The organism is Halorarum sp. SLYT50 (assembly GCF_059821265.1).
Window position 1 is genome coordinate 68,589 of the sequence record NZ_JCAMRW010000004.1, and the last position, 21,843, is coordinate 90,431.

A 21,843-nucleotide genomic window follows, 5' to 3' on the forward strand; every position below is an offset into this window, starting at 1 on the left:
TCTGATTCTCCTATAACGCTATTCTGTAGAATCAACTATGAATAGGTTCAAGTCGAAACCAACGGGAGTCTGTATCTGAAACATGCCATTCGAAAAAGTTCAGAGGACTGGTCAAGGAGGTAGCACGAGCGAGCCACTCATCAGCCTCCGAAAGAGTGGTGGGATCGGAATCAACTCTGCAGCCACAGAAGAGTATCTCCCCGATGTCGAGTTCGTTCACATCTATTACGACGAAGAAGACAGCAAGATCGGTATCAAGCCGGTTGACGAACAGGACGAAAACACGTACAAGGTGAATCTGACCGAGTCGAGCGCCGGGATCACGCCGAGTTCCTTCATGAAGCGATACGATCTCGTTCCGGACGTCACGACTCGGTACGAGGTCGACTGGGACGATGACGAGGATATGCTCGTTGCCGATCTTACCGCCGAGGCGGGGACGTACGGTTCCGCCGCCGACGAAGCTACCGAGGACGGCACTGGCGAGGAATAACGAACCGCTGGTTACGTTGGCTTCTCCACGCCCGAATCTTCTCTCGAATCCCTGTTCCGACCGACAGTATCAATTGGAACCTATATACTATATCTGTATTCAGTATCTGTATACTGGCTCGAGATCTGGTTTCGATGGCCGCCTACCTCAGGATGAGTACGTCGCCACGGATCACCAGACAGAACTCTACCAGAGGGTAGTCACGAGGGAGCTAACTTTGACAGTCTTTACTGGTCGTTGTACCACGCTAGCGTCTCACCGATAGCCAGGCCTTGTGTCGGGATCTGAATGGCCTGGACTTTCGGTTTGACGAGCGGGAGGAGGTACTCGTAGTAGGCTTTGCCCGCGTGAATGACGAACTCGGTCTCATCGCTAAGTACGCCTGCCTCGCTGAGTTGTTCTTCGACCTGCGCAGCCCACGTTCGACGCTCGTCGACTGTCGCGTCGGTAAGTGTCTTATCGTAGGGAGCGATCTCGCTAGTCTCGGGTTCCAGAAGGCCGTGCTTCGCTGAGAGAATATACCACGTGTCGTGATGCTGCTCGCAGTACGACCTCGCCTTCCGGAAGAGTGCTGACGGGTCGTAGAGATCACGAGGAAGTGCTGGTTTGTCCCGCTTCGACTTCGTACAGCTCACCAAGCCGATCTGCTTCATAGACTACTCGTACTGAACTGGGGGGATCCGAGGCAAACGCTCTCCGATTTCGTATTCGAGCGATTTTAACCAACAACTGCCGGACTCTCCCTGTCGTGTTGTTGGTTAAGATATAGTCGCCAAACACGCTGCCCACAAGTTGAAAGAACACTCTGATGACTCCCCGGTAACGAAATGGATAAATCAACGAGGGAACCAGTATGAGATAGATGGCTGCATCGAAGTCCGATCTATGGACTACGTGGGTAGAAAGGACGCTCCTAGACGACATCCACAACTCCGATCGGCCCGATCCGGTTCCGTTTTTGACGACGACTGAGGGGGACCTCACGACTACCGACGAACTCGACCGATACCGGTACGGAAAGAACGACGGTGATTATCTCTATCTCATCTACTTCGTGAACACCCCTGTCGATGATGTCTCGGATATCACACCTGTCTATGTCGGTGAGTCTCGGAATATCGGCTCTCGTATCTACCAACACTACAAGAAAATCGACGACGCACTCCCGATCAATGAGTGGGAGGACGACGGCTCGTGGGGTAGTTTCTCGAAATACGATCACATCGCAGCCGTCCGTGAAGCTGCCGATTCACGGCTGTATATCTGGATTCTCGACGTCGACACACTCGACAGCTGTCCGTACGGCGTCGAGACCTACCGACAGGAACTCGAAGCGAAGCTGATCGGCCTCATCTACGCTCACCCCCAGTATCGATCGACGATGACGAATCGGGAATTCGTCCCCAATCGCGTCCTCCATGAGATTGGGAAAGCGGGGAGTGATTGGCTCACGACCGACTTTTCGACGCCCGGTACAGCAGATCTGACTCCAAGAAACCCAATAGACACAGCGGAGTACTCGAAAGTGGACTTATGGGACCGCTGGGCCGAGTCGCACGTTCATTCAGACATCACGGATCCATCGACAGCCGATCCGATCCCCCTCTTTGCTACCGATGATCAACTCCAAGTTGAGCTGACCGACTCCGGGCGACTCAAGCGGACGGCTACTGTCGACGAGAGGATTCGGACTGAGGGCAAGAAGTGCGTCCACTCGACTGGCGTCAAGAGCGACGGCTACGAGGGACTGCTCTATCTCATGTATCAACTCGTCGAGTCGGACGAAGAGGAGTCACAGACTATCGTCCCTCGGTACATCGGGAAAGCAGAGTCATACGGGAAGAAGAACGAGCTGAGTGCCAATTTCAAGGAGATCGCGATCGAGAGTTCTGCGACGAGAAGTTTCGCTCGCTGGGGCGACGGTGACTACTGGCACGTCGGTGAGTTATCTCAGGCACTGTTTGAGGCGGACACACGGAAGCTCGCTTGGGCGAGTGAGTTATTCGAGCAGGGGAGCCACCAACTCAAGGAGCCGGTGTATCTCTGGACTCGAGCGTGGAATCAGGAGCGCCACATGGGCCCGTACGGGCACGCTTCGTATCTCGCCGAAGTAGAGCCACAGCTGATTGGTGTGGCTCAAGCTGCGTTCCCGAATCAGTTGTTGAACAAGAGTGACGTTCCTGACGATGCACCGATCCGGTCGGCTGAGATCAGCTTCGAGAAAGCGTCTCGCTGATGGTGACCCTCACTACAAGCGGGACTTTCGAGTCATCCTTGAGAAAACCTGTCGACTGTTCTTCAAACCGAAAACCTCGTTAGCAGGACGAAACAGATACGATTTGGCAACTTCGGTGGCGTTCTGCAACCTCCTCAAGTGAATGTCGAACGGATGAGTACCTGATGGAGGTGATGATACTAGGTACGGCTACAAACATACAGTCAGATCAGGTCGTCCAGTGTGTCGCTATCCACGTCGTCGACTACCGAGGTAGTTTCGTCGGTGTATTCGAACTCGCCCGGTGTAACCTCGCCGAGGAACAGTGCATCACCTTGATCAATCATCAGCGCATGATTCGCCTCGTTGACGATAACGGTCCCCCCGCCGTTCCGGCGATGAACGTACTCGGCGACAACAGCTGCATCCTTACTGCGAATATATCGACGGCTCTCGGGGCCTCCCTCAAACGGCCGTCCATCTGAGTCGACACTGAATCGATAGCCTTCTCGTGGGCCGACGTACCTATCGCCTACATTGAGGTCTTCAATGTTCGGAATAGGCCGCTCAGATCTCGGTGTTGGTCGTTCCTCGATAGTTGCCTCACGAACGCATTCGTCGAAGGGTGCTTCGGGATCCCAATCGCCACTCGTCCACTCGCCATCGGGGTCCCACGTGAGATGGGTGACGTCCGCCATTGATAGCTGTCCGTCCCAATCATAATCGCGGAAGATGTTCTCATCAACCGTCTCGCGGGCATAGAGCACATAGAGTTCGGAGGTAGCGGTCGGGTCCTCTCCAGTCCGGAGGACACGGCCAAGCGTTTGGATACGTTGTCTCACGCTGCCGGAAGAGACACGGACGATTCCGACATCGGCGCTCGGAACATCGACACCCTCGATGAGGGCCTTGACGCTCAACATAACGTTCGCGAACCCCCCGTCGTCGAACCACTCGATCGCGAAGTCGTTCCAGTTTGCGTGCCGATGGCCTGAGTGATACATCACGGGTCGATAGTCGGCGTCGAAAAAGAGCTCCTCAAGGGCTTGATCCACTTGCTCGAGGCCTGGATACTGTTCATATAGTGCCTGTCGGCTCTCACCCCCGTCGACGAGACCACCTGTTCGGTAGTTCCGACCGCGGGTCTCGGCCGGAGCGACCATCTGCTCGAGTTGCTCGATCCGCTCTTGGAAGACGATGCTCTTCAGTTCAGCGTCGATCGACTGCTTGAGGAGAGAGAGGGTGATTGCCTGCCGGCCGATCGCATCAGCAATGAGTTCACGACGCTGCTGTGTATATCGGAAGAAATCGGAAATCGACGGCGTTGGGCCATCGGTTGCCTCGGCGATGACCTGAAGTTTATGAGCGAAATGCCCTTCAAGCTCATAGAGACGATTCCCATATCGAGTCTCGATATCAGAGACTGCGTCAACAATTTCATCTGTCATCTTGGTGTATGCCCGACGCTCCGAGTCGGTTAGATCGAAGCCGACGTACGTGACACGGAACTCCGGAATGAGATTCTGATCGATCGCCTCATCGTAGGTGAGATCGTAGTAGATGTCCCCCAGTTCCTGAAGGAGGAGGTCATCACTCGCAGCCCGTTCGTCACTTCCCGGGTCGGAAAGCGGTGTAGCCGACAGTCCAAGCGACGCCGTCCTAGGATAATCGAAGACGGTCGAAAACGCGTCGCCGGTGTATCGGTGACATTCGTCAGCGATGAGGAGGTGGTCTTCGACACTGGCTGTCTGCAACGTTTCTGCGAGATAGTCATCTTTGACCGCCGTGTTCACGATACTAACGAGGACCCGACAGCCGTCTTCGAAGCGATCCTTGTGACCGCCACCGGCCCACCCGATATCGTCCGGTGGGACGCGAAGTGTCGTGGTGAGTTCCTCGAGCCACTGCCGCATGAGAACCTTCGTCGGGACGAGTATCGTTATACACCCCTCCGGGTGAGCCTGGAGCCATCGCTGAATGATGGCGAGCGCCATGACCGTCTTTCCAGCACCAGTAACAACCCGGGCAATGCCGGTTTCGGGGGCCCGATCGTTTGCTGTGAGGATGCCCTCCCCGGCGCTGAACCACTCAGTTACTGCGTTTTGTTGCCACTGATACAGTTCGAACTCGTCTGGAAATTCGTATGCTGGGTGATCTGGACTAGCCCAGCGTTCGATGTCCGTGCGTGAGAGGCCCGTCCCGGCGGCAGCAATGATACGGGACGCCTCGGATTCGGTCGCTGCTTCGGCGATTCGATCGAGTGTTTCAGTTGACAGTCCGTTGAGGTTGGCATGTTCGATCGATGAAAAGCGCTTACGGATTCGAAGTCGAAGCTCGCGACGGCGGTTCTCCGCGTCGATGTATGCATCCGCACGGCGGATTGTCGGCTTCGAGACGTCCTGTTCGTAAGCGGCTGACTTCAGGTAGTCTCGCCGAAATGTGTCGAAGAGGTGTCGGTGTTTTCCAAGCCCGCCCGATTCTCGATAGACATAGTACTTCGAGAGATCTCGCTTTACTTGATCCGAGGGGGGATCGACTGACGGACCCTCCTGCTTGAGCCAGCGGTCGAATGCCGAGAGGAGATCGACGTTCCGAAACCGATCCCGCCACCGGTCTACATTAGGGCCTGCGATGTACCCCTCCTCAGTTCGTTTGGCTGCACCGAGACACACAAGCAGTGACGGATAACCACGAACTCCTTCTTCGTTAAATTCGTAGTCATAAGCCGTCTCCAGCTCTGTCTTGAGCTGTCCGCGCTTGAGCGGATCGTCGGCATTGGCGAGGAGCCGATGAAGCGAACGAAGTCCATCGATTCCCTCCGGAAATCGTCCGTCGAGTACCCATGATCGCTTGAGTCCGTACCAGCAGAACGTCTCGAAATCGATCTTCGCTCCGTACCAGTCGTGTCCAAACTGCCAGACGGTAATCGTCCCGTCTGATTGCTGGCGTAATATGCCGAGCTGAATATATGTCGTGACGATTCGTCGGGTGTACGTCTCGCTGTATCGGTCGTTCTCCTCCGGCTTCCGAAGCCGGTCTCGCGCTTGAGTTACGAACGCCGACTTATCGAGCTGGCCGTCAGTCGTGACTGCGAGATCGACGAACACCTCGCTCCGCTGTTCTACATCGTCAATTCCGAACAGCGGTGTTGGAAACCGTCGACTCACAATCGCTTACCAGTCTGTCGGGTCGTCAGTCGGAATATCTGATTCGGCCTCGCGTGCCCGGTGTTGTTCAGGGTCTGTCGTCGTGGTTGGACCGAGTGACCCGGCCCATGAGTCGAGTTGGGCCTGCTCCTCCGGGGAGAGTCGATCCGTAAGCGACCGGGGCTCGCTCACTGCGATCGGCGTGGTATCGAGGGTCCCAACGTAGACGGGCAGCATCTCGACACCGCGTTCGCGTCGCATGATGATGATATTCTTGATAACGCGTGGGAGAGCCTGAAGTTGCGTTCGGGCTTGGTTGGGGTTGGGAGGGTCCTCTACAAGAGTGATGACATCGTTCCAGGGAGTCACGCGAAACGAGCCGCCACGTGGCTTGAGTTGCTGAAGAGTTCCAAGTACATCTTTCGAGAGTTCGGTTTCAACAGGATGGCGTTTGTGCGTCTGTGGATGTTGCCACCAGACCCGGTCTCCACCAAACGAGAACTTTGCGCCATCGTAGATGCTCGGCCAGAGATCTCCTGTTGAAAGGTCCGTGGGGCGGACATCGATACTGTGCTCTGGTGCCTCCGTCGGGACGAACTGCCCCTCAAGCGTAAGCTCCCCAACGTAGAGTGCATCGTATCCCTCATCGGCTTCGACTCGGGTGACAACGTCCCCATCCTCCGTAACTCGTACCCGCCCGCCGAGTCGTTTGAGCGAAAGTAAATCCTCAACCAGGTCATCAGGAGTCGGATCGAGAAACAGGCGGTCCGTTCCTTGATAGACTTGCCACCACACATCGCCGTCGGGATTCGTTTGTAACCGGTACCCGCGATAGTAGTCGGGCCATTCTTCTCCCGACTCGATAGTCTTGCTCATTCAGTCGCCTCGAAGTTGTTACCGAATCCAAGGACTCCCCCTACATAAGTATAGTAGTCGGTAATCAATATTAGGGGAAACATTCATTAGTGGGTTGTCGTATTGTCTCTTATCGATATGTCATCAGACTCCGATGGAGGGCGGGGGGTGAACTGGTCGATCGCCGATCCTCCATCGACTCTTGAGACTGGACGAACAGGGGAAAAGGTCGCAGAAACTCACCTCCAAGCAGTACAGGCGTATCGCTTCGGAGCCGAACAGAGTCGTCAAGATCTCCTCGCGATTGAGGAGATCAAAGACAAGGTCAAGCTCCTCGATCATCAGCTGTCGGCTGCCCATGAGGCAATCGACAAGATGGGTGATGGGCTACTCTTTGCTGATGAGGTCGGCCTTGGGAAAACCATCGAGATCGGTATGGTTCTCAAGGAGATGGACCTTCGAGATACGCGCGAGTCCTTTCTCATACTCACACCGGCACAGCTTGCTCCCCAGTGGCAGCACGAATTAGCGGAGAAATTCGATCTTGAGTTTGTCTGTAACTACGATGATGAGTTCGACGGGTTCGACGCTCACGACAGAATCGTCGCAAGTATCGACACAGCGAAAAGCGATCGATTCGCGCCCGATGTGCTGAGTCGGACGTGGGATGTGCTAGTGCTTGACGAAGCGCATTACGCCCGCAACCGGGGGACGAAGCGATACGATCTGCTCTCGAAAATCGAATATGCAGAGGCGTTCTTTGCGACGGCGACGCCGATTCAAAACGATATCTGGGATTTGTATAATCTCGTCCATCTGATCCGACCGGGACTGTTCGGAGGGCAGCGTGAATTCAAGGCTCGATACGTTGACGACACCGATCCAACTAATATCAAAAATGCGGATATGTTTCAGAAGAAGTTGAGGAAGGTGATGTTCCGAACGCGCCGTGAAGACACTGATATCGACTTCACGAACCGTGAGGTGCGAACGAACAGCTTTGATCCAAGGCCAACCGAACGACATCTCTACAATACTGTCACCGAGTTTGTCCGATCCAGCTACGCGAAGGAGGATGCTCGTCACTTGGTAATGCTACTTCTTCAAAAGGAGGTCGTAAGCAGTCCGAGTGCAGTAATGGGAACGATCGATAAATGGATTCTCGGAGAAGGGGCAGCGAGCTTCAGTCCTGCTGAACGACAGCAGCTACAAGACATCAAAGCTATCGCTAACGAGATTGGAACGACGACAAAGCAGCGACGACTTCACGATATCATCCGAACAATCCGGGATGACCTTGAGTCAACCCGTGCTGTCGTCTTCACACAGTTCCGGCCTACCCAGTCAGAGATCGTTGAGAGTGTCAAAGAACTCAACGTTCCCGTTCATCCGGTTAATGGCGATAATTCCAGTAAGGAGAAAGACGCCATCGTCCGGGATTTTGAAGCGGAGGGCGGACTTCTAGTCGCAACTGATTCGATCAGTGAGGGGCGGAATATGCAGTTTTCCAACGTCCTCATAAATTACGATCTACCGTGGAACCCGATGAAGGTTGAACAGCGAATTGGCCGTGTTGACCGTATTGGGCAAGAACGCGATGTCCACGTGTTTAACCTCGCTCTTTCTGACACGATCGAAGAATATGTTCTTGAGAAACTCTATGCGAAGATCAACCTCTTCAAACAATCCATCGGGGAACTACAAGAGATTCTCTCAAAAGACGAGCAGTCCGGATCGGGTTTCGAACAGGAAGTGTTCGACCGGCTTCGGACAGCAGATAACCGCGTTGAACTTGAGAACAACTTCGAAGAGATGGCGGTCGATCTAGAGCGAAATCAGGAGGCCGCCAAGAAGATGAACGCCTTCAACAAGGGTGTTTTCGACAGGATGGAGTTCCGGGCTGAGGGACGATGAGTTCGATTGATCAGGGTGTTTTGAATCAAGTAAGCATCAAGCGCCTCACTGAGGCCGTAATCGAGACAAATGGAGGGAGGGTCGACCGTCGTTCGCCCGATCGATGGCAGGTTACACTGCCGAGTGAGCTCGAGTCCCGAGCCGTTGACGGCCCTCGGTCAGGAACTCAGGGAACGGGAAACGATTCACTCGACGCTATTGCTGGGAGTCTGAGTGACACCCAATCTCAGGAGTCGACTGACCACCAGACGACACTTGTGTTCGACACCCGTGACGAGGATCCGAACGCGAGCGATATTGTTGTCCGACCAGGAACGCCGTTTTTCAATTCGGTGCTCCGTCTTGCTCGTGACGGAGACACTGTCGCGCACATCCGATTAGGCGCTAATGAGCTGCAGATACATGCGCCACCATTACTTGAAGTAATCGATACCAATGCCCGCCCGACGGGGTTCGAGCCGACAGGTGCCGACGTCGCGTTATCATTTCATTTCTACGTTCGGATGGAGAGCATGCGCTCGTACGACCGTGAACGGTTTGAGACAGTGACGCTCGCCGTCGAGACTGGAACTCGTCTTCCAACACTTACGGCACGACTGAGCTCTCACCTCGACACACTCACCCGTGAGATTCGGCCTGCTGACCCAGTGGCACTCGAGGATGGGACTGTCGACCGACTCTATGAATCCGCCGTCGACGGTCTCTGTGAACGTCTCCAGCCTGACGTTGAGGAGCTACGGACGGAAGCAGCGTCTGCCGCAGCCGACCGCGAAGAGGAAATCCGCGAGCTGTACGCACAGCGACGAGCAGAACTAGCCGAAGAGATCGCTCAACCGCAAAGCCGCCAGTCACGTCGTCAACTTGAGGCCAAACAAGATGATCTCGTCGAAGAGGAAGCGAGTCTCGTCGCTGAAACGAACGCTCGCTATGCGATCGATATCGATGTCGCAGCTGTGGGGACAACCGTTGTTACCTACGACACCGGCAATCTAGCGCTTGAGTTCGACGATGATGGACGAACTGGCGAGCTTCAAGTCTCGTACACGCCGGCGACAGACACAGTTGACGAATTCGAATGCGCCGACTGTGGGGCTGCATTTGCCCCTGACCAGGCACCGGTCGTCTGTGATGATGGTCATGTTATCTGTGAGGCGTGTCGACACGAGTGTGAGACCTGTGAGCGGCTTGTCTGTAGCGTCGAAACCGATGGCTCAGTCACGTGTACGTACTGTGGAACAGTCGAGTGTGCGGCGTGTCAGGAGACGTGTAGCGGCTGTGAGCGTGTCGTCTGTGATGCCCACCGACATACGTGTGAGCATGACGGTGTGACTACCTGCACGCTCTGTGGTACGAGCTGCGCAACCTGTGATGAGTTCCATTGCGACGATCATCTTGTGACCTGTGCGAGTGATGATCGCCATCACTGCCTTGACCACACCAGCGAATGTGACCACTGTGATGAGGCTGTCTGTTCTGATCACCTGAATACGTGTATCGTCTGCGACGGGGGGTTCTGTGTTGACGACTCCGTCGAGACGGCGCAAGGTACTCTTTGCTCGTCACACGCTGGGTACTGCCCGGTCTGTGGTGAATATCATACCGATGAGAGTCTCGTCACCTGCCTCGTCTGCGACGCGGATGTCTGTACCGACCACTCGGCGGTTTGTTCGGTCGACGGAGTACATGCCTGTGAAACCCATATCGACACGTGCGTCACCTGTGGCGATGCAGTTTGTACTGAGCACGCATCCGAGTGTGACTACTGTGAGGGGGTCCACTGTGAAGATGATACGACCTCCTGTGCCGTGTGCGGTGACGCTGTCGGCGTCGATCATATCTCTCACTGTGGTCGATGTGATGACGCACTTTGCCCTGCTCATCACGTCTCATGTGCTGGGTGCGAGGAGTGCTTCTGTACGAAACACACGACCCGATGTACCGACTGTGGTGAGCGGTTCTGCTACGACCACGTTACGAACTGTGCTACCTGCCACACCTGGACCTGCGATGATGATCTCATCGAGTGCCACGTGTGCGGGGAAGGGGTCTGTGAGTCACACGGCACTGCATGCTCGGACTGTGGTGACCCACTTTGCACCGCTCATGCAGTCACGTGTTCCCAATGTGAGACCGCTTACTGTGAAGGTCACTCCATCACCTGTGATGACTGTGGGGACGTAGTCTGCACCACTCACAGTGACACATGTACGGCGTGTGGCACCCGCCTTTGCTTGACGGATGCCGTCACGTGTTCGACCTGCGAGACGACGCTCTGCTCCGAGCATACCGTTGTCTGTGAGCACTGTGACGACCGTCTTTGCAGCACCCACGCTCACGAATGTACGGCTTGTGGTGGGGTCACGTGCTCGACGCACGCAACTAATTGCCACAGCTGTGGAGCGATCACGTGCCCCGATGATACGGTCTCTTGTGCCACCTGTGCCGAGACTGCCTGTCCGACTCATACGACCACGTGTCATGAGTGTGATGATCGCCTCTGTACAGAGCACGCGATCGACTGTGCGGGCTGTTCGGAGGCCATCTGCGCTGACGACGTGGTTGCATGTGACGAATGCGATCGTTCGTTCGGTTCCTCCCATATAGCACCGTGCACTGACTGCGGAGCGACGCTGTGTGAAACGCATCGAGAAACCTGTGCTCACTGCGGGGAGACCCTCTGTGATACCCATGTCCACCGCTGTGCCAAAGACGGTGAACCGCACTGTGCCACTCATCTCGAGCCGTGCGCTGGATGTGACACAGAATCGGCGTCTGATGGACTCTGTGAGAGCCATCGAGTCATCTGTACCGTCGGTGAGAACTCATTCTGTTCCGACCACGCCCCCGACGATCCGATTACAGGCGATCCCATCTGCTCGGATCACACTCACTCATGTGCGTCATGCCGGCAGGAGTACCATCCGGACGCGCTCGAGAATCAGGTGTGTGAGACGTGCCGGTCCCTTGGAGAACTCACGAGTACTGTCCCCTCGGATATCGGTGAGCAGTATCAGACCCTCGAAACCGCCACAAACGCCGCATATCTAATCATCCACGGACACCGGGGATGGTTACGAGCTGACCACCTAATCGTCCTTGATCGGATGAGCAAGGTGGAACTCGCCCGCCATGCGCTGGGTGGTCGCTATCGGTTCCGGGGGGCGAGTCGATAATGGCAGCTACGCACCCGAACTGGTATCATCCCGGTGATATCGTCGCGACAGTTCGTGACGCAGAGCAAGCAGGTATCTCAACGCGAGAAATCGCGGACGTACTCGGGAGACTGGAGCTCGAGATATCACGGGATCGTATCTATGCGATGGTCGAATCAGCTCGCAACCGGGTCACTACCGACGATGCAGTCTCGATGCAGGCATTCGACGACCCTCGTCCTCTCGAGTCGCGATTCATCGATATCGGTGATATCGAGTACCTCCGGTGTCGTGACTTCGCGACCACCCTCGGGCTCGTCCTCACGCGCTACGACGGGACGTTCCGGACCGTTGCCGACATCGACGATATTGGGATCGATCTCCTCTGGAACCGTCAGCACACTACTGTCGGTCTCAAGACGGTTCCGCGTCCGGCCACAGTCCCGATCGAGAGAGATGACATCGCGACCATCGTTAATGGGAATACCACACCGTCGATTGGCCGTTCGCCATCGACCCTCGGTCTCGTATCGAACACTGGCATTACCGATGCCGCACGGGAGTACGCTGCCGACCACGAGATCCGAATCTTCGATGCAGCCTCCCTCACAACGTGGCTTACTGAGACGCAACTCACGCCTTCCATCTTGGGGGCGGTCGTCGATGGAGACGATCTCGATCCAGATGAGCATACGACCCTCATCGAGACGCTTCCACCGCTTCCAGCACCCGTGAGCGAGCGAGACCCACTTGCTGATCATCCCGATGAGATCTGGTCAGGGACGGACGATGGGCGACACGTCGAGACGAATGCTACGCGACCAATTCCTGTTGCCGAACGCCGACCCAGCGCCGGTGAAACAGGCGTGCTATACGCTGATCCCGCTGAGGACGGTGACTACGGTGCGTTTGACCGACTGTTAACCGAATTTGGAGACGACGAATGACATGTACTTTCGACGAAGAAGCAACGGATGTTCCGATCAGCGGTGGCCGCTCCGTGAGGGTTGAGCCACGACAGCCATGGCCGTCGGCATATCGAGGCTCGCGCTACAGCCTCGTGAGCGACGAAGACTACCCCGAGGGGCTCGTCCTCAAATGGAAACAGCGCGATCTCACGATCTTCGCAACCCCACCCCAGGGACTCCAACGAGCCATGGTCCTCGCCGGAAAGTCCGGTGCTCGTGGGAGCTTCCGTGTTACAGCCCGAGGCGAGGTGCTCACAAAGGTCCACGCTGATGACTATTCGAACCTCGAGGCGGCGCCAACTTCGGATGGATGGATCCCGGTATATGTGGGAACGCTTTCGGGTAAAATTGGATTCGACGCCGTTGACGTCAATCCTGAGCCTCCTGGACAGGCTGTCAGAATCTGGACTGGCCTCCCGTTCAACCACGGCGAGCGATGGGCAGTAAGCCACAAGGGAACGCTGGTCTGGCAGTGGCGAGACTATCGATTCGAGTCTGCCTTTGACCATCCGGAGTTGATCGCGAAGTATAGTGAATATCGACCGAATCCGGGGCGCCTCTACGTGACCGAGCACGGCCATGTTTGGGGGAATGTCCCCCATGACGATGTACTAGCGGACAAGCGAGCTGAAGTCAAAGCCGCAATCGCTGACTGGAAGCAGGCCGCCGAAGAGCGTGGCGATGCGACGACTCTCCGACTAGTCAATAGACGATTGGTTGCTACAAGCCAGACTGACGATCCGGCCGATGGCTATCTCCCGATTCACCTCGGTCATGCGCATGATTTCGACGGCGGAATCTTACCTCGTCCTGTGGTAGACGATGAGGCGTATTATCTCGAGGTGGGGGAGTACGAAACGGTCTGGGAGTAACATTCGATCATCGAGGCTCTTCCAGCGGAACTCACAGAAATATTCGGCAGTCGCCTCATCAGCGAAATCTCACTCGACAACTGGAGTCAATCGTGAATGTCGGCCGGGACGGCCGAGTGATCGTCGTATTCGTCGAGCTTACTGCGAGCGGGTTTACGCGACGTGCTTGGATCGCTTGTAGAGATAGTACGGCGAGACCACGATCGATAGAACACCGACCGACAGGACAACTAACAAACTCAGTCCTCCGTATACGGAACTCCGTGGCTGCCAGGTCTCACTGTGTGTCCGTACATACCTTGCATCCAGAAGCAACCCGATGGGATATGCGAGCAGGAGAGCGATCTGAACGATAGTTGGATTCACTCCCGTCAACAGGATAAACGGAATTACGAGGATGAAGTACACCGGAAGTGCAGCGACGAGGTGCCACCAGTTAGACCGCATTAGTAGAGCTCCCCACTCACGGAGACACTCACGTCAACGGTACCGACTGGGGTCGTCGGTCCGCGACGTGTGTTATCGACGACGAGTACGTAGTTGCGAAGCGGCAGCAAGACTACTCCAGCCACTTGCGTACTTCCGAGATGCGAGCCATTCACGTAGTACTCGGCTGTATCTCCACGTTCGAAGTTGGAAAACGATTCACGAGAGAAGAGGATGATATCGACGGGTGTGTCGGTCTGCGAAGTGATCTCGTATTCAAGCTGAATAACTTCGTGGTTTGACTCTGCGACCCACGTATAGGTGATCCCAAGCCGTGTGTACTCACCAGCAGCAAGCTGGTACTCGTCATCGTACTGCTTCGTCGAGATTAGTTCGGGTTGTAGAGTGTCACCCATTGACACCGATGATCCATCTGCGGCAGCCAGTTGAGCGAGTTCATTTCCCAGATCGTCGACAGCGCCGACGTTGGATGGAAAATTGACTGGTTTAGAGTCCGCCTCGTCCATCTCTCCGAAATCTACCGGCTCTATATCTTCGAAGTCCACTCCTTCCATTCCTTCGGCGTCGTCAGCTCCTTTCGCAATGGCATCATCAGCTCCTTTCGCAGCAGCGTCGTCGGCCCCTTTCTTTGCAGCCTTCGCTGCGAGTTTCGTACAGCCCGTCGTCCCAACGATTCCTACTGCCGCCAAGAGACTCCGTCGTGTGGAACCCATCGAGCGAATCTCCCCATTCGAGCATATGTATCTGGCCTCCAAATTATCTGTATAGATATGTTGTCCGTCGCACATCAAATATCGTGGTTGAGATCGAGGACTGAATAGTTATTACCAGGTAGTGTCGAGCAGGCTACAATGCAAAGCCGTAGGCGGCTCATAGCCGCGATCGGAGGAAGTGGCTTGGCCGCACTCACTGGTTGTACCAGCTCTGGTGGGGCAGAGCTATCGGATTCTGATGGAGATGGAATGGTGGACTCGAAAGACTACGCTCCCCAGGACCCGGATGTACAACAGAAATCCGATATCGAGGGGAAGGCATCCGCAGCGAAAACACGAACCACGACCCCAAAGCCGACTCAGGACACATCGACGCCAACACCGACTCCATCGCCGACGCCCACCGCTACGCCAACCCCTACTCCCACTCCGACGCCGACCCCGACGCCAGAACCCGAGATCGGTGAACGGCCTAGCAACCACCTGACTGCGTACGGCCTCGAAGATCGGGCCTGGTCCTATATTCAGTCGTATGGACCGAGCAGTGTGACGGTTAAGGTCGACCCGGAGGACCCGGATCTATCTGATCTCGGCTCTAAACATCTCGAGGTTTTCGTGACGGAGTTTCCGTCTGGATCCATCTACGCAGAGGGGTCCTCCGATACGATGGATGAGGGTAACGTCTCGACGCCGACTGTCGATCTCGAGTGGGAGTACGAGCCGGCTTATGAGACATCGCTGTACGCGATGGCATTTCTCGTTCCAGACGGGGAGACATTTGATTCGGCTGCGACAGAGGCGGTAGAGTATGTTTCGGAGACAGACCCGTTTCAACTCCGGAATAAACAGACAGCTGAACGTGTTGAACCGGATGAGTTTTCGAACATCGAGTCAACTGAGGGCGACCATTATTCTCGAACGATTGTTGACGGTGCGTTCGCGCTGACATTCAGGGGGGAAACGAACGGGAACGACTGGACGGTCGACTTCAGTATCTTCAAATCTGGCTACTTAGAGGCACTTAGACGAAGCCACTCCCGTAGTCGATCGGAGTTCGTCGCCTACGAATCGGCCAGTGGATTCGCAGGTGAACTCGCCGTACTGCTCGAGAAAAGCGCCACAGAGAATGGCTTCACCGAAAAGCGGGAGCAGATCGAGTTCGTTATCGACTTCGTTCAGCACCTTCCATACGTTCCGGATGACGTCTCGAAGGGATACGACGACTACACGAAGTTTAGTCTCGAGACACTGGTCGAGCTCGGCGGAGACTGTGAGGATTCATCGATTATGCTCTGTGGTGTCCTCCAGTCGGAGCCTTTCGAGTACGATATGGTGTTGATCCAGCCGCCCGGCCATATGGCCGCTGGAATATACGGTGGTGACAATCTACCTGGGTACTACTGGGAGTTGGATGGACGGAAATACTACTATATCGAGACGACCGGTGTGGGCTGGGCGATCGGTGACGTCCCCGACGAATACGATACGGCCCACGTCTACCAAGTCTAAATTAGATACGACTGGCTATGGCAGACAACAAACCCGCCTGGGAACAGGCCGTCATTCTGATCGCTTTGCTTGTCGTGTTTCTTAACAGGGCAGCGAGAGCATTCCGTCGGAGAGATCCCGATGAATTAGCCGCCACGATCGATTTATTGGCTGAGGCATTCATCTTCAATCCTACTCTACCTATCCTGATTTTTTGGGTGTCCGTCGCCCTCGTCGTCGGGGGGTGGATAGGAGAATCTCTCGCGGACCGCAAACAGCGCAAGCAGCAATCGGCTTGCGAGAACTGTGGGGGGTCATTCCATCAGCTGGATTGCTATTACGTCAGGTCAAAGGTTTCGAGGGAAGATGAACACTGGTGTCCCCACTGTGTGATCGAAGAGGGGATCGACATGCAGTAATGTTCTCAAATCGCTCAGAAAGCGACTGGTTGAGGAATGCCAGCCATTGACCTGACTGTCATTCGGACCTAGTTATCGCTGACTATACGTCCTCGTCAACAATTGTCAGATGTCTCTCTCTGCTGTCGGCATCGGGTTCATTAGGATCACAAAGAAGGCGCTGTCTCCCGGTCCTCACCCGCTATAGAGGCTAGTAGACTTGGCGTGTAGCTAGCGTTCCCGAATTGATTTTTCTCAGTGTTTAATCGATGAACAGTCGATCGGTTTGAGGTTCTTGAGTCGCCCGGGTGAGCCGTTCCCGCATATCATCGGATGCGCCGGAGATTGCTCGAAGCGGACTTCCCAAGTGGAGGTCTCCAGTATGAATGAACTGCGCACTCGTGTCTTTCAAGATGTATCTATCCCCTATTATAAATTAGTTGTCGTCGTGATTGAACTGAGTTCTATCAGAGGATAGCACTCTGAGAGCTTCTACATCACGTCTATGAGTGGAGTGTCGGTATCCACGGTGCCCGTCGTCCCTTGGCTCACAGCGTAGATCGCTTCCAGCCGTTCGCTATGGAGGACCTTGATCCCCTTCTCCTCAAACTCACTAACGACCTCGTCATTCAAATTCTCCGGATTCTGTGGTGTAGCCACACATGGGACTGGCTGAAGAGAGTCGAAGAAGCCGGTCGCTGTGGGTATGATGGATTCGCTGAGCACAGAGCTGATTGCCCCTGTTCGGTCTAATATCTGCTCTTTTTCAGAGATGTCTTGATTGGTACACTCGATGAAGAGTACTACCGTATTCTCAGGGTGATAGGCGATGATATCAATTTCCTGGTACTGAGCACCAGGGACGTCCTCCGAGAAACTGGGGATCACGAACGAATCGTCCCCGTACCACTGGACGAGCCAACCTGCCGTACTCAAGGCATTCACTACAGCTACCTCGAAGCAATCCGCGTTGTGGCCCTCTAGGTACCCCTCTAAGTGGTCAGCTTGATCGAACGCCTGCATGATTTCATAGCGGGGGTTCTCCGGGATGATATCGGCCCTGTTGTGTTCGATCAGTTTGACCGACCGGTCCTCGAGATACAGGGCTGCGTATAACTCGTCGATACCGTCCAGTTCTAGATTTTCAGTATACCGTGTCCGACCGTCATTGAGGGACTCTAGCTGTCCTTTATCGAACTCGACTCGCCACCCTTTGTGCTCGTCGTACGGCCTCTGGGGGAGGACACTAACGAACATGTTCTCAAACAGGCTCGTAGGAGAGATTATCTTAAGCGTATCAGACGCGTTAATGCTGAACTCCATCCCCAACTCAGCAAACAACAGAATCGCCGGACTCCCTCGATAAGAGCTGGAAATATAATCGAAGTAGTAGCCCTCGCAACGTCCAAGATCGTAGTACGGTTCCTCCGCTCGCATCAGCTCGTCATCCAACTTGGTGGTGATTTCAGAGTACCTGTCCTCAACCATTTCTGGAATACCGATGTGGACAGCGGCGTTGACCTCCATTTGAGGACGGGTTTCTCGGACACGGCTTTCTCGACCGCCGGCTTGAAAGTAGTTACCTGTAGTGCGTCGACCGAGTTCGCTGTCGATCTCAACCGATCCGTTGTTTGTAGGAACCTTCCCGTTGAGTATCTGCTCCAGCAGGTCTATCGGCGAGTTCGAGACAACCTCATATACAGAGAGGGAGCCCTCTTGATACAGGAGTTCAGCAGCCTCGTCGCCAGGTTCTCGAGAAAAGGAGAGCTCTCCATTCGGAATTTGAACCCCGTCAACCTCGATACTGGAGAATGTGAGTATGGCCGATTGCCAAACGTCGCCAAGGTTGTCTCGATACCACTGTAGATCATCTGGGGATTCGATGTATAGCATTCTTGGCTTATGCTCACTCAGGCAGTATGATAAACGTCCAGCAAAGTGGATTAGCAATCGCCAAGGGACTCACTCCCATTGAATTCGTCGACCACCACACTGAGGAGCTGGTGTGCGACGCCAATAGTCTGTAACCCTGGTTGAGAGCGGTTGTACCATGGGCTCGGCGCGTAGTCGAGTGGATAAAATCCAGAACGCTATCGCCCTGTCGGGGCCCGTCTCAGCAATGATAGCAGGCGAGTAACATATTTTGGGTGGCTAGTCTGACCAGACAAATACACAGTCTGATGAGGTTCGATATTCCACTGCAGACGGCGACAGCGGATAACAGCTATGCGGAGATCTTCAAGAGCTGGGGCTCATTTGCCGATCTGTTCACCGAGGCTGTTCGGATGCGCGTTGTTACGTACTGTGACTCGCCGAAGTTTATTCTGCATCTCTTCGAGGATCTCGAGAACCTAGAGCGGCTGGAAGTCGTTGTCGGGGACGTTGACGACTACCGAGAGCGTCTAATCGATAAGCCGGACCTCGCCGACCAGCTTGAACGGCTCCGTCGTGAAGAGAAGCTGATCATCTATCTCTGTGAGAACAAGGAAGTCCACTCGAAGCTCTATCTGATCGAGTATCCCGAGACTGACCCTGCCGATAGTGATGATGAGGGAGACGATCAGATGACCCTCGGCGGAACGGCGTCAGCACAGGCAGCTCCAAGGCCCGATGAGCCGATTACGCCGACAAAGGTAATCATCGGCTCGCCGAACCTCTCACGGAATGCTTGGTCGAACCAGACGAACGCAGGCATCGTCTATGAAACCACCACCGATAGCGAACTGTATGCGCAGTTCGAAGCGCTCTACCAGGACCATCGTGACTCCTACAATAACGGCGGGCCATTCCTCGAGGATCTCACCGAGCAGATCGAGCACTCGACCGACGAGCGAGCGGAAGTCATCAAACTCTACACCGAGGGACGGGTCGGCACGCAGGACGAATTGGGTGAAATTCACGGTCGACTCGCGGATCATATCGATGCCGAAGTCGAAGCCGTCGATCTCGCGTTCGATCCTGAGCCGGTCGAAGACGACACTACTACTGTCGACACGTCAGGCGAGGGATTGACAGAAGAGGTGACCGCAGAAGATGATACAGATGGGCCAGGATTAGGAGACGCCCCGGAGGACCGCATTACCCTCTCGCTCCGTGGATACGACGAGTCAACGGTGAGCACGGTCTCACAAATGACGGACTACGATGCAACCGTCTCGAACGACACACTGACCACGACGCCCGATGCCTTCCAGCGATACGCACAACAGGTGTTCGACGTTCCGACGATGCACCTAGACGACGAACAGGATCGACTCAAGTTTCACTACGACGGCGCTGTCTATCGGGTTACACAGCCACCGACAGATCCGAATGCCGTTGATGCAGCGCTCGCGGAGATAGAGGCGTATTTCGCGACCGTCGACGACTACGGGAATTCGAACAACCCGACGGCCGTCAAGGCGCACATGTACGAGGCGCTCCTCTGGTTCTTCTGGGCGCCGTTTGCCAATCGACAGGCGGCTTTTTACCGACGCCACGGAATCAATCTCGACAAGGCGCTTCCATATCTCTACATCTTCGGTGAGTCGAACGGCGGCAAAGGGACGTTCTCGCGGTTCGTCCTCTCGTTGATCAGCGGGAACCGAGTTGAGGCCCCAGTTGATGCGGACGAGATCGGGAAGCGGAAGGTTCGAAACCTACGCTCGGCTCACACCTCGTTCCCTGTTGTCGTCGACGACATTACGAAACAGAAGGTGAACTCGTTGGACACACTCCGGAACTACTGGAGCGGATGGACGGGTAACACTCCGTACCCGATGTTTGCGTTCGTCTCGAACGATAAGCGGCCTGGGGAGTGGTTCCGGAATCGGGCAAAGATCCTCCGCTTCGACGTCAACTTCATGACTTCACACCAAGGCGAAGCGGAGGTCAACCGACTAATCGATACCGACAACGCGGTCTTCCAGTGGTTCGGTCACGAGTACCTGAATCGTGATCTGGAGCTGGGCGAAGACTCGGACGCGCTCCGTGAAGTTCGAGGGGCGATGCGAGACCTCTACGAGTTCGCTGGACGGCCGCTCCCTGACTACTTTCCCAACGAGCCAGCCGAGGAGGTATACGACACGGGTCGCGAACGCTGGCGGAATCTTGTCGATCGCGAGGACGTCGAGATCACCGACGACGGCGACACGCTCCAGGTGACGTTCCCCGAGGCGATGAACTTCGAGCTGCATGAGTACAAGCGTGATCCGCCGATGACAGTCCGCGTCGAAAAGCGGGGCTTAGATCTCGTGATCAAGACGCCGAATGAGTTCTTCGACTGGCTTGGGGAGACTACAGATACAGATCCGCGTGAGGGATTCCTCTCTCGAGCGCGTCCCTGAACAGATCAGTCGCCCGCTCGCGAACGAACCGGGGTAGACTCGCACTCCGTCCCATCGACTTGATGTCTTGGAGCGCATCCGTCCGCAACTGGTCCGCCGAATCGCTCTCCCACCTCAGCCGCTTCTCCATCCGACGCACACGCCTCACTTGCGACGACGACAGCGGGTTTCCGTTCCCGTCGAAGTACGAGAACGAGAACGTCGATCCCACTGGATCCACGTGGTAGGGTGACGCCGTCTCCACGCGCGGTGCGCCATCCTGATTCCGCCCCTTCCCTACATCGGCCAGCGTCGGTCCGTGTTCGATGTGTGACTCCGAGACGACCAATCCACACGTCTCACAGTACGAGTCGTACCGAGCCGCGACGATCCGTCCCTCACATTCGGGGCACACCGACCGCGCCGTCCGCTCACGCTCAACTGCTGCCTCTCCACGCGCCTCAGCCGCCGCTTCCGAGTGTTCTGCTACCTGTTCGACCGAACCTTCATACGTGATGAAGTTGCTACTAGACATTGGGTTTTCCAGAACCTGAAGGCGCTCACTCGGCGTCTTCTTCCGACACCACGACTCTCCAGCCGTGGCTGTTCTCACACACCGACTACCTCTTCGCGCGCTCTCGTTCGCGCCTTCGCGAGCGCCCTTGGGCGCGAGCGAGAGCGCGCCGATGGCAGACAGGCAACCAGCCACGCGCGCCGAAGCGGTCGGGGCGAGCGGCCAGCGGAGCGTGGGTGCCGTATTCCGAGCACGCGCAGCGCGCACAGGAATCGGGAGCCACAGCCCGCTGGCGTGCCGGGGAGGCACGAGCGAGCACGGCGCGACGCAGGAGCGCCGTGGACCCGGCCGCGAGAGGCGAGCG

At 55.7% G+C, this 21,843-nt stretch carries 15 protein-coding genes; 8 read left to right on the plus strand and 7 right to left on the minus strand.

Annotation, left to right across the window (positions count from 1 at the left end; genetic code table 11):
• Positions 1–82: 82 nt before the first annotated feature.
• Positions 83–493 carry a hypothetical protein gene (locus AC6RUA_RS18940; protein WP_499816067.1) on the plus strand — a complete coding sequence of 137 codons (411 nt, stop codon included), beginning with the start codon at positions 83–85 and terminating at the stop codon, positions 491–493.
• Positions 494–720: 227 nt separating this feature from the next.
• On the opposite strand, the gene AC6RUA_RS18945 is transcribed toward AC6RUA_RS18940, so the two are convergent.
• Complete coding sequence (locus tag AC6RUA_RS18945) at positions 721–1,146, minus strand: DUF6884 domain-containing protein (protein WP_499816068.1); 426 nt, start codon at positions 1,144–1,146, stop codon at positions 721–723.
• 209 nt (positions 1,147–1,355) lie between these two features.
• Here AC6RUA_RS18945 and AC6RUA_RS18950 point away from each other — a divergent pair, with 209 nt between their 5' ends.
• A complete protein-coding gene (locus tag AC6RUA_RS18950) occupies positions 1,356–2,729 on the plus strand; it encodes a GIY-YIG nuclease family protein (protein ID WP_499816069.1) in 1,374 nt (457 codons plus the stop codon).
• A gap of 203 nt (positions 2,730–2,932) precedes the next feature.
• Here the strand turns inward: AC6RUA_RS18950 and AC6RUA_RS18955 are convergent, their stop codons facing one another.
• Both AC6RUA_RS18955 and AC6RUA_RS18960 read right to left on the minus strand, forming a co-directional pair.
• Entirely contained in the window at positions 2,933–5,875 is a 2,943-nt protein-coding gene (locus AC6RUA_RS18955; protein WP_499816070.1) for a DEAD/DEAH box helicase, read from the minus strand.
• A 6-nt stretch (positions 5,876–5,881) separates the two neighbouring features.
• Positions 5,882–6,730 (minus strand): hypothetical protein, encoded by an 849-nt coding sequence (locus tag AC6RUA_RS18960; protein WP_499816071.1) that lies wholly within the window; start codon positions 6,728–6,730, stop codon positions 5,882–5,884.
• Positions 6,731–6,847: 117 nt separating this feature from the next.
• On the opposite strand from AC6RUA_RS18960, the gene AC6RUA_RS18965 reads away from it, so the two are divergent.
• Positions 6,848–8,623, plus strand: a complete 1,776-nt coding sequence (locus AC6RUA_RS18965) for a DEAD/DEAH box helicase (RefSeq protein WP_499816072.1) — start codon at positions 6,848–6,850, stop codon at positions 8,621–8,623.
• A gap of 1,559 nt (positions 8,624–10,182) precedes the next feature.
• Here AC6RUA_RS18965 and AC6RUA_RS18970 read toward each other — a convergent pair.
• Complete coding sequence (locus tag AC6RUA_RS18970; RefSeq protein WP_499816073.1) at positions 10,183–10,503, minus strand: hypothetical protein; 321 nt, start codon at positions 10,501–10,503, stop codon at positions 10,183–10,185.
• Between the two features lie 1,292 nt (positions 10,504–11,795).
• Here AC6RUA_RS18970 and AC6RUA_RS18975 point away from each other — a divergent pair.
• Both AC6RUA_RS18975 and AC6RUA_RS18980 read left to right on the plus strand, forming a co-directional pair.
• Positions 11,796–12,722, plus strand: coding sequence for a hypothetical protein (locus AC6RUA_RS18975; RefSeq protein WP_499816074.1), 927 nt, complete (start codon positions 11,796–11,798; stop codon positions 12,720–12,722).
• A 113-nt stretch (positions 12,723–12,835) separates the two neighbouring features.
• Positions 12,836–13,615 carry a hypothetical protein gene (locus tag AC6RUA_RS18980; RefSeq protein WP_499816075.1) on the plus strand — a complete coding sequence of 260 codons (780 nt, stop codon included), beginning with the start codon at positions 12,836–12,838 and terminating at the stop codon, positions 13,613–13,615.
• 446 nt (positions 13,616–14,061) lie between these two features.
• Here AC6RUA_RS18980 and AC6RUA_RS18985 read toward each other — a convergent pair whose 3' ends face one another.
• Complete coding sequence (locus AC6RUA_RS18985; RefSeq protein WP_499816076.1) at positions 14,062–14,775, minus strand: hypothetical protein; 714 nt, start codon at positions 14,773–14,775, stop codon at positions 14,062–14,064.
• Positions 14,776–15,321: 546 nt separating this feature from the next.
• On the opposite strand from AC6RUA_RS18985, the gene AC6RUA_RS18990 reads away from it, so the two are divergent.
• Positions 15,322–16,284, plus strand: a complete 963-nt coding sequence (locus AC6RUA_RS18990; RefSeq protein WP_499816077.1) for a hypothetical protein — start codon at positions 15,322–15,324, stop codon at positions 16,282–16,284.
• 17 nt (positions 16,285–16,301) lie between these two features.
• Positions 16,302–16,682, plus strand: coding sequence for a hypothetical protein (locus AC6RUA_RS18995; RefSeq protein WP_499816078.1), 381 nt, complete (start codon positions 16,302–16,304; stop codon positions 16,680–16,682).
• 471 nt (positions 16,683–17,153) lie between these two features.
• Here AC6RUA_RS18995 and AC6RUA_RS19000 read toward each other — a convergent pair whose 3' ends face one another.
• The gene (locus AC6RUA_RS19000) at positions 17,154–18,554 is read right to left on the minus strand and encodes a hypothetical protein (protein WP_499816079.1); all 1,401 of its coding nucleotides are present in this window, start codon (positions 18,552–18,554) and stop codon (positions 17,154–17,156) included.
• A 287-nt stretch (positions 18,555–18,841) separates the two neighbouring features.
• Here AC6RUA_RS19000 and AC6RUA_RS19005 point away from each other — a divergent pair, with 287 nt between their 5' ends.
• Complete coding sequence (locus tag AC6RUA_RS19005; RefSeq protein ID WP_499816080.1) at positions 18,842–20,986, plus strand: Aq_aa27 family P-loop NTPase; 2,145 nt, start codon at positions 18,842–18,844, stop codon at positions 20,984–20,986.
• Here the strand turns inward: AC6RUA_RS19005 and AC6RUA_RS19010 are convergent.
• Positions 20,937–21,578 (minus strand): transcription initiation factor IIB family protein, encoded by a 642-nt coding sequence (locus AC6RUA_RS19010; RefSeq protein WP_499816081.1) that lies wholly within the window; start codon positions 21,576–21,578, stop codon positions 20,937–20,939. The genes AC6RUA_RS19005 and AC6RUA_RS19010 overlap by 50 nt on opposite strands.
• Positions 21,579–21,843 lie beyond the last annotated feature (265 nt).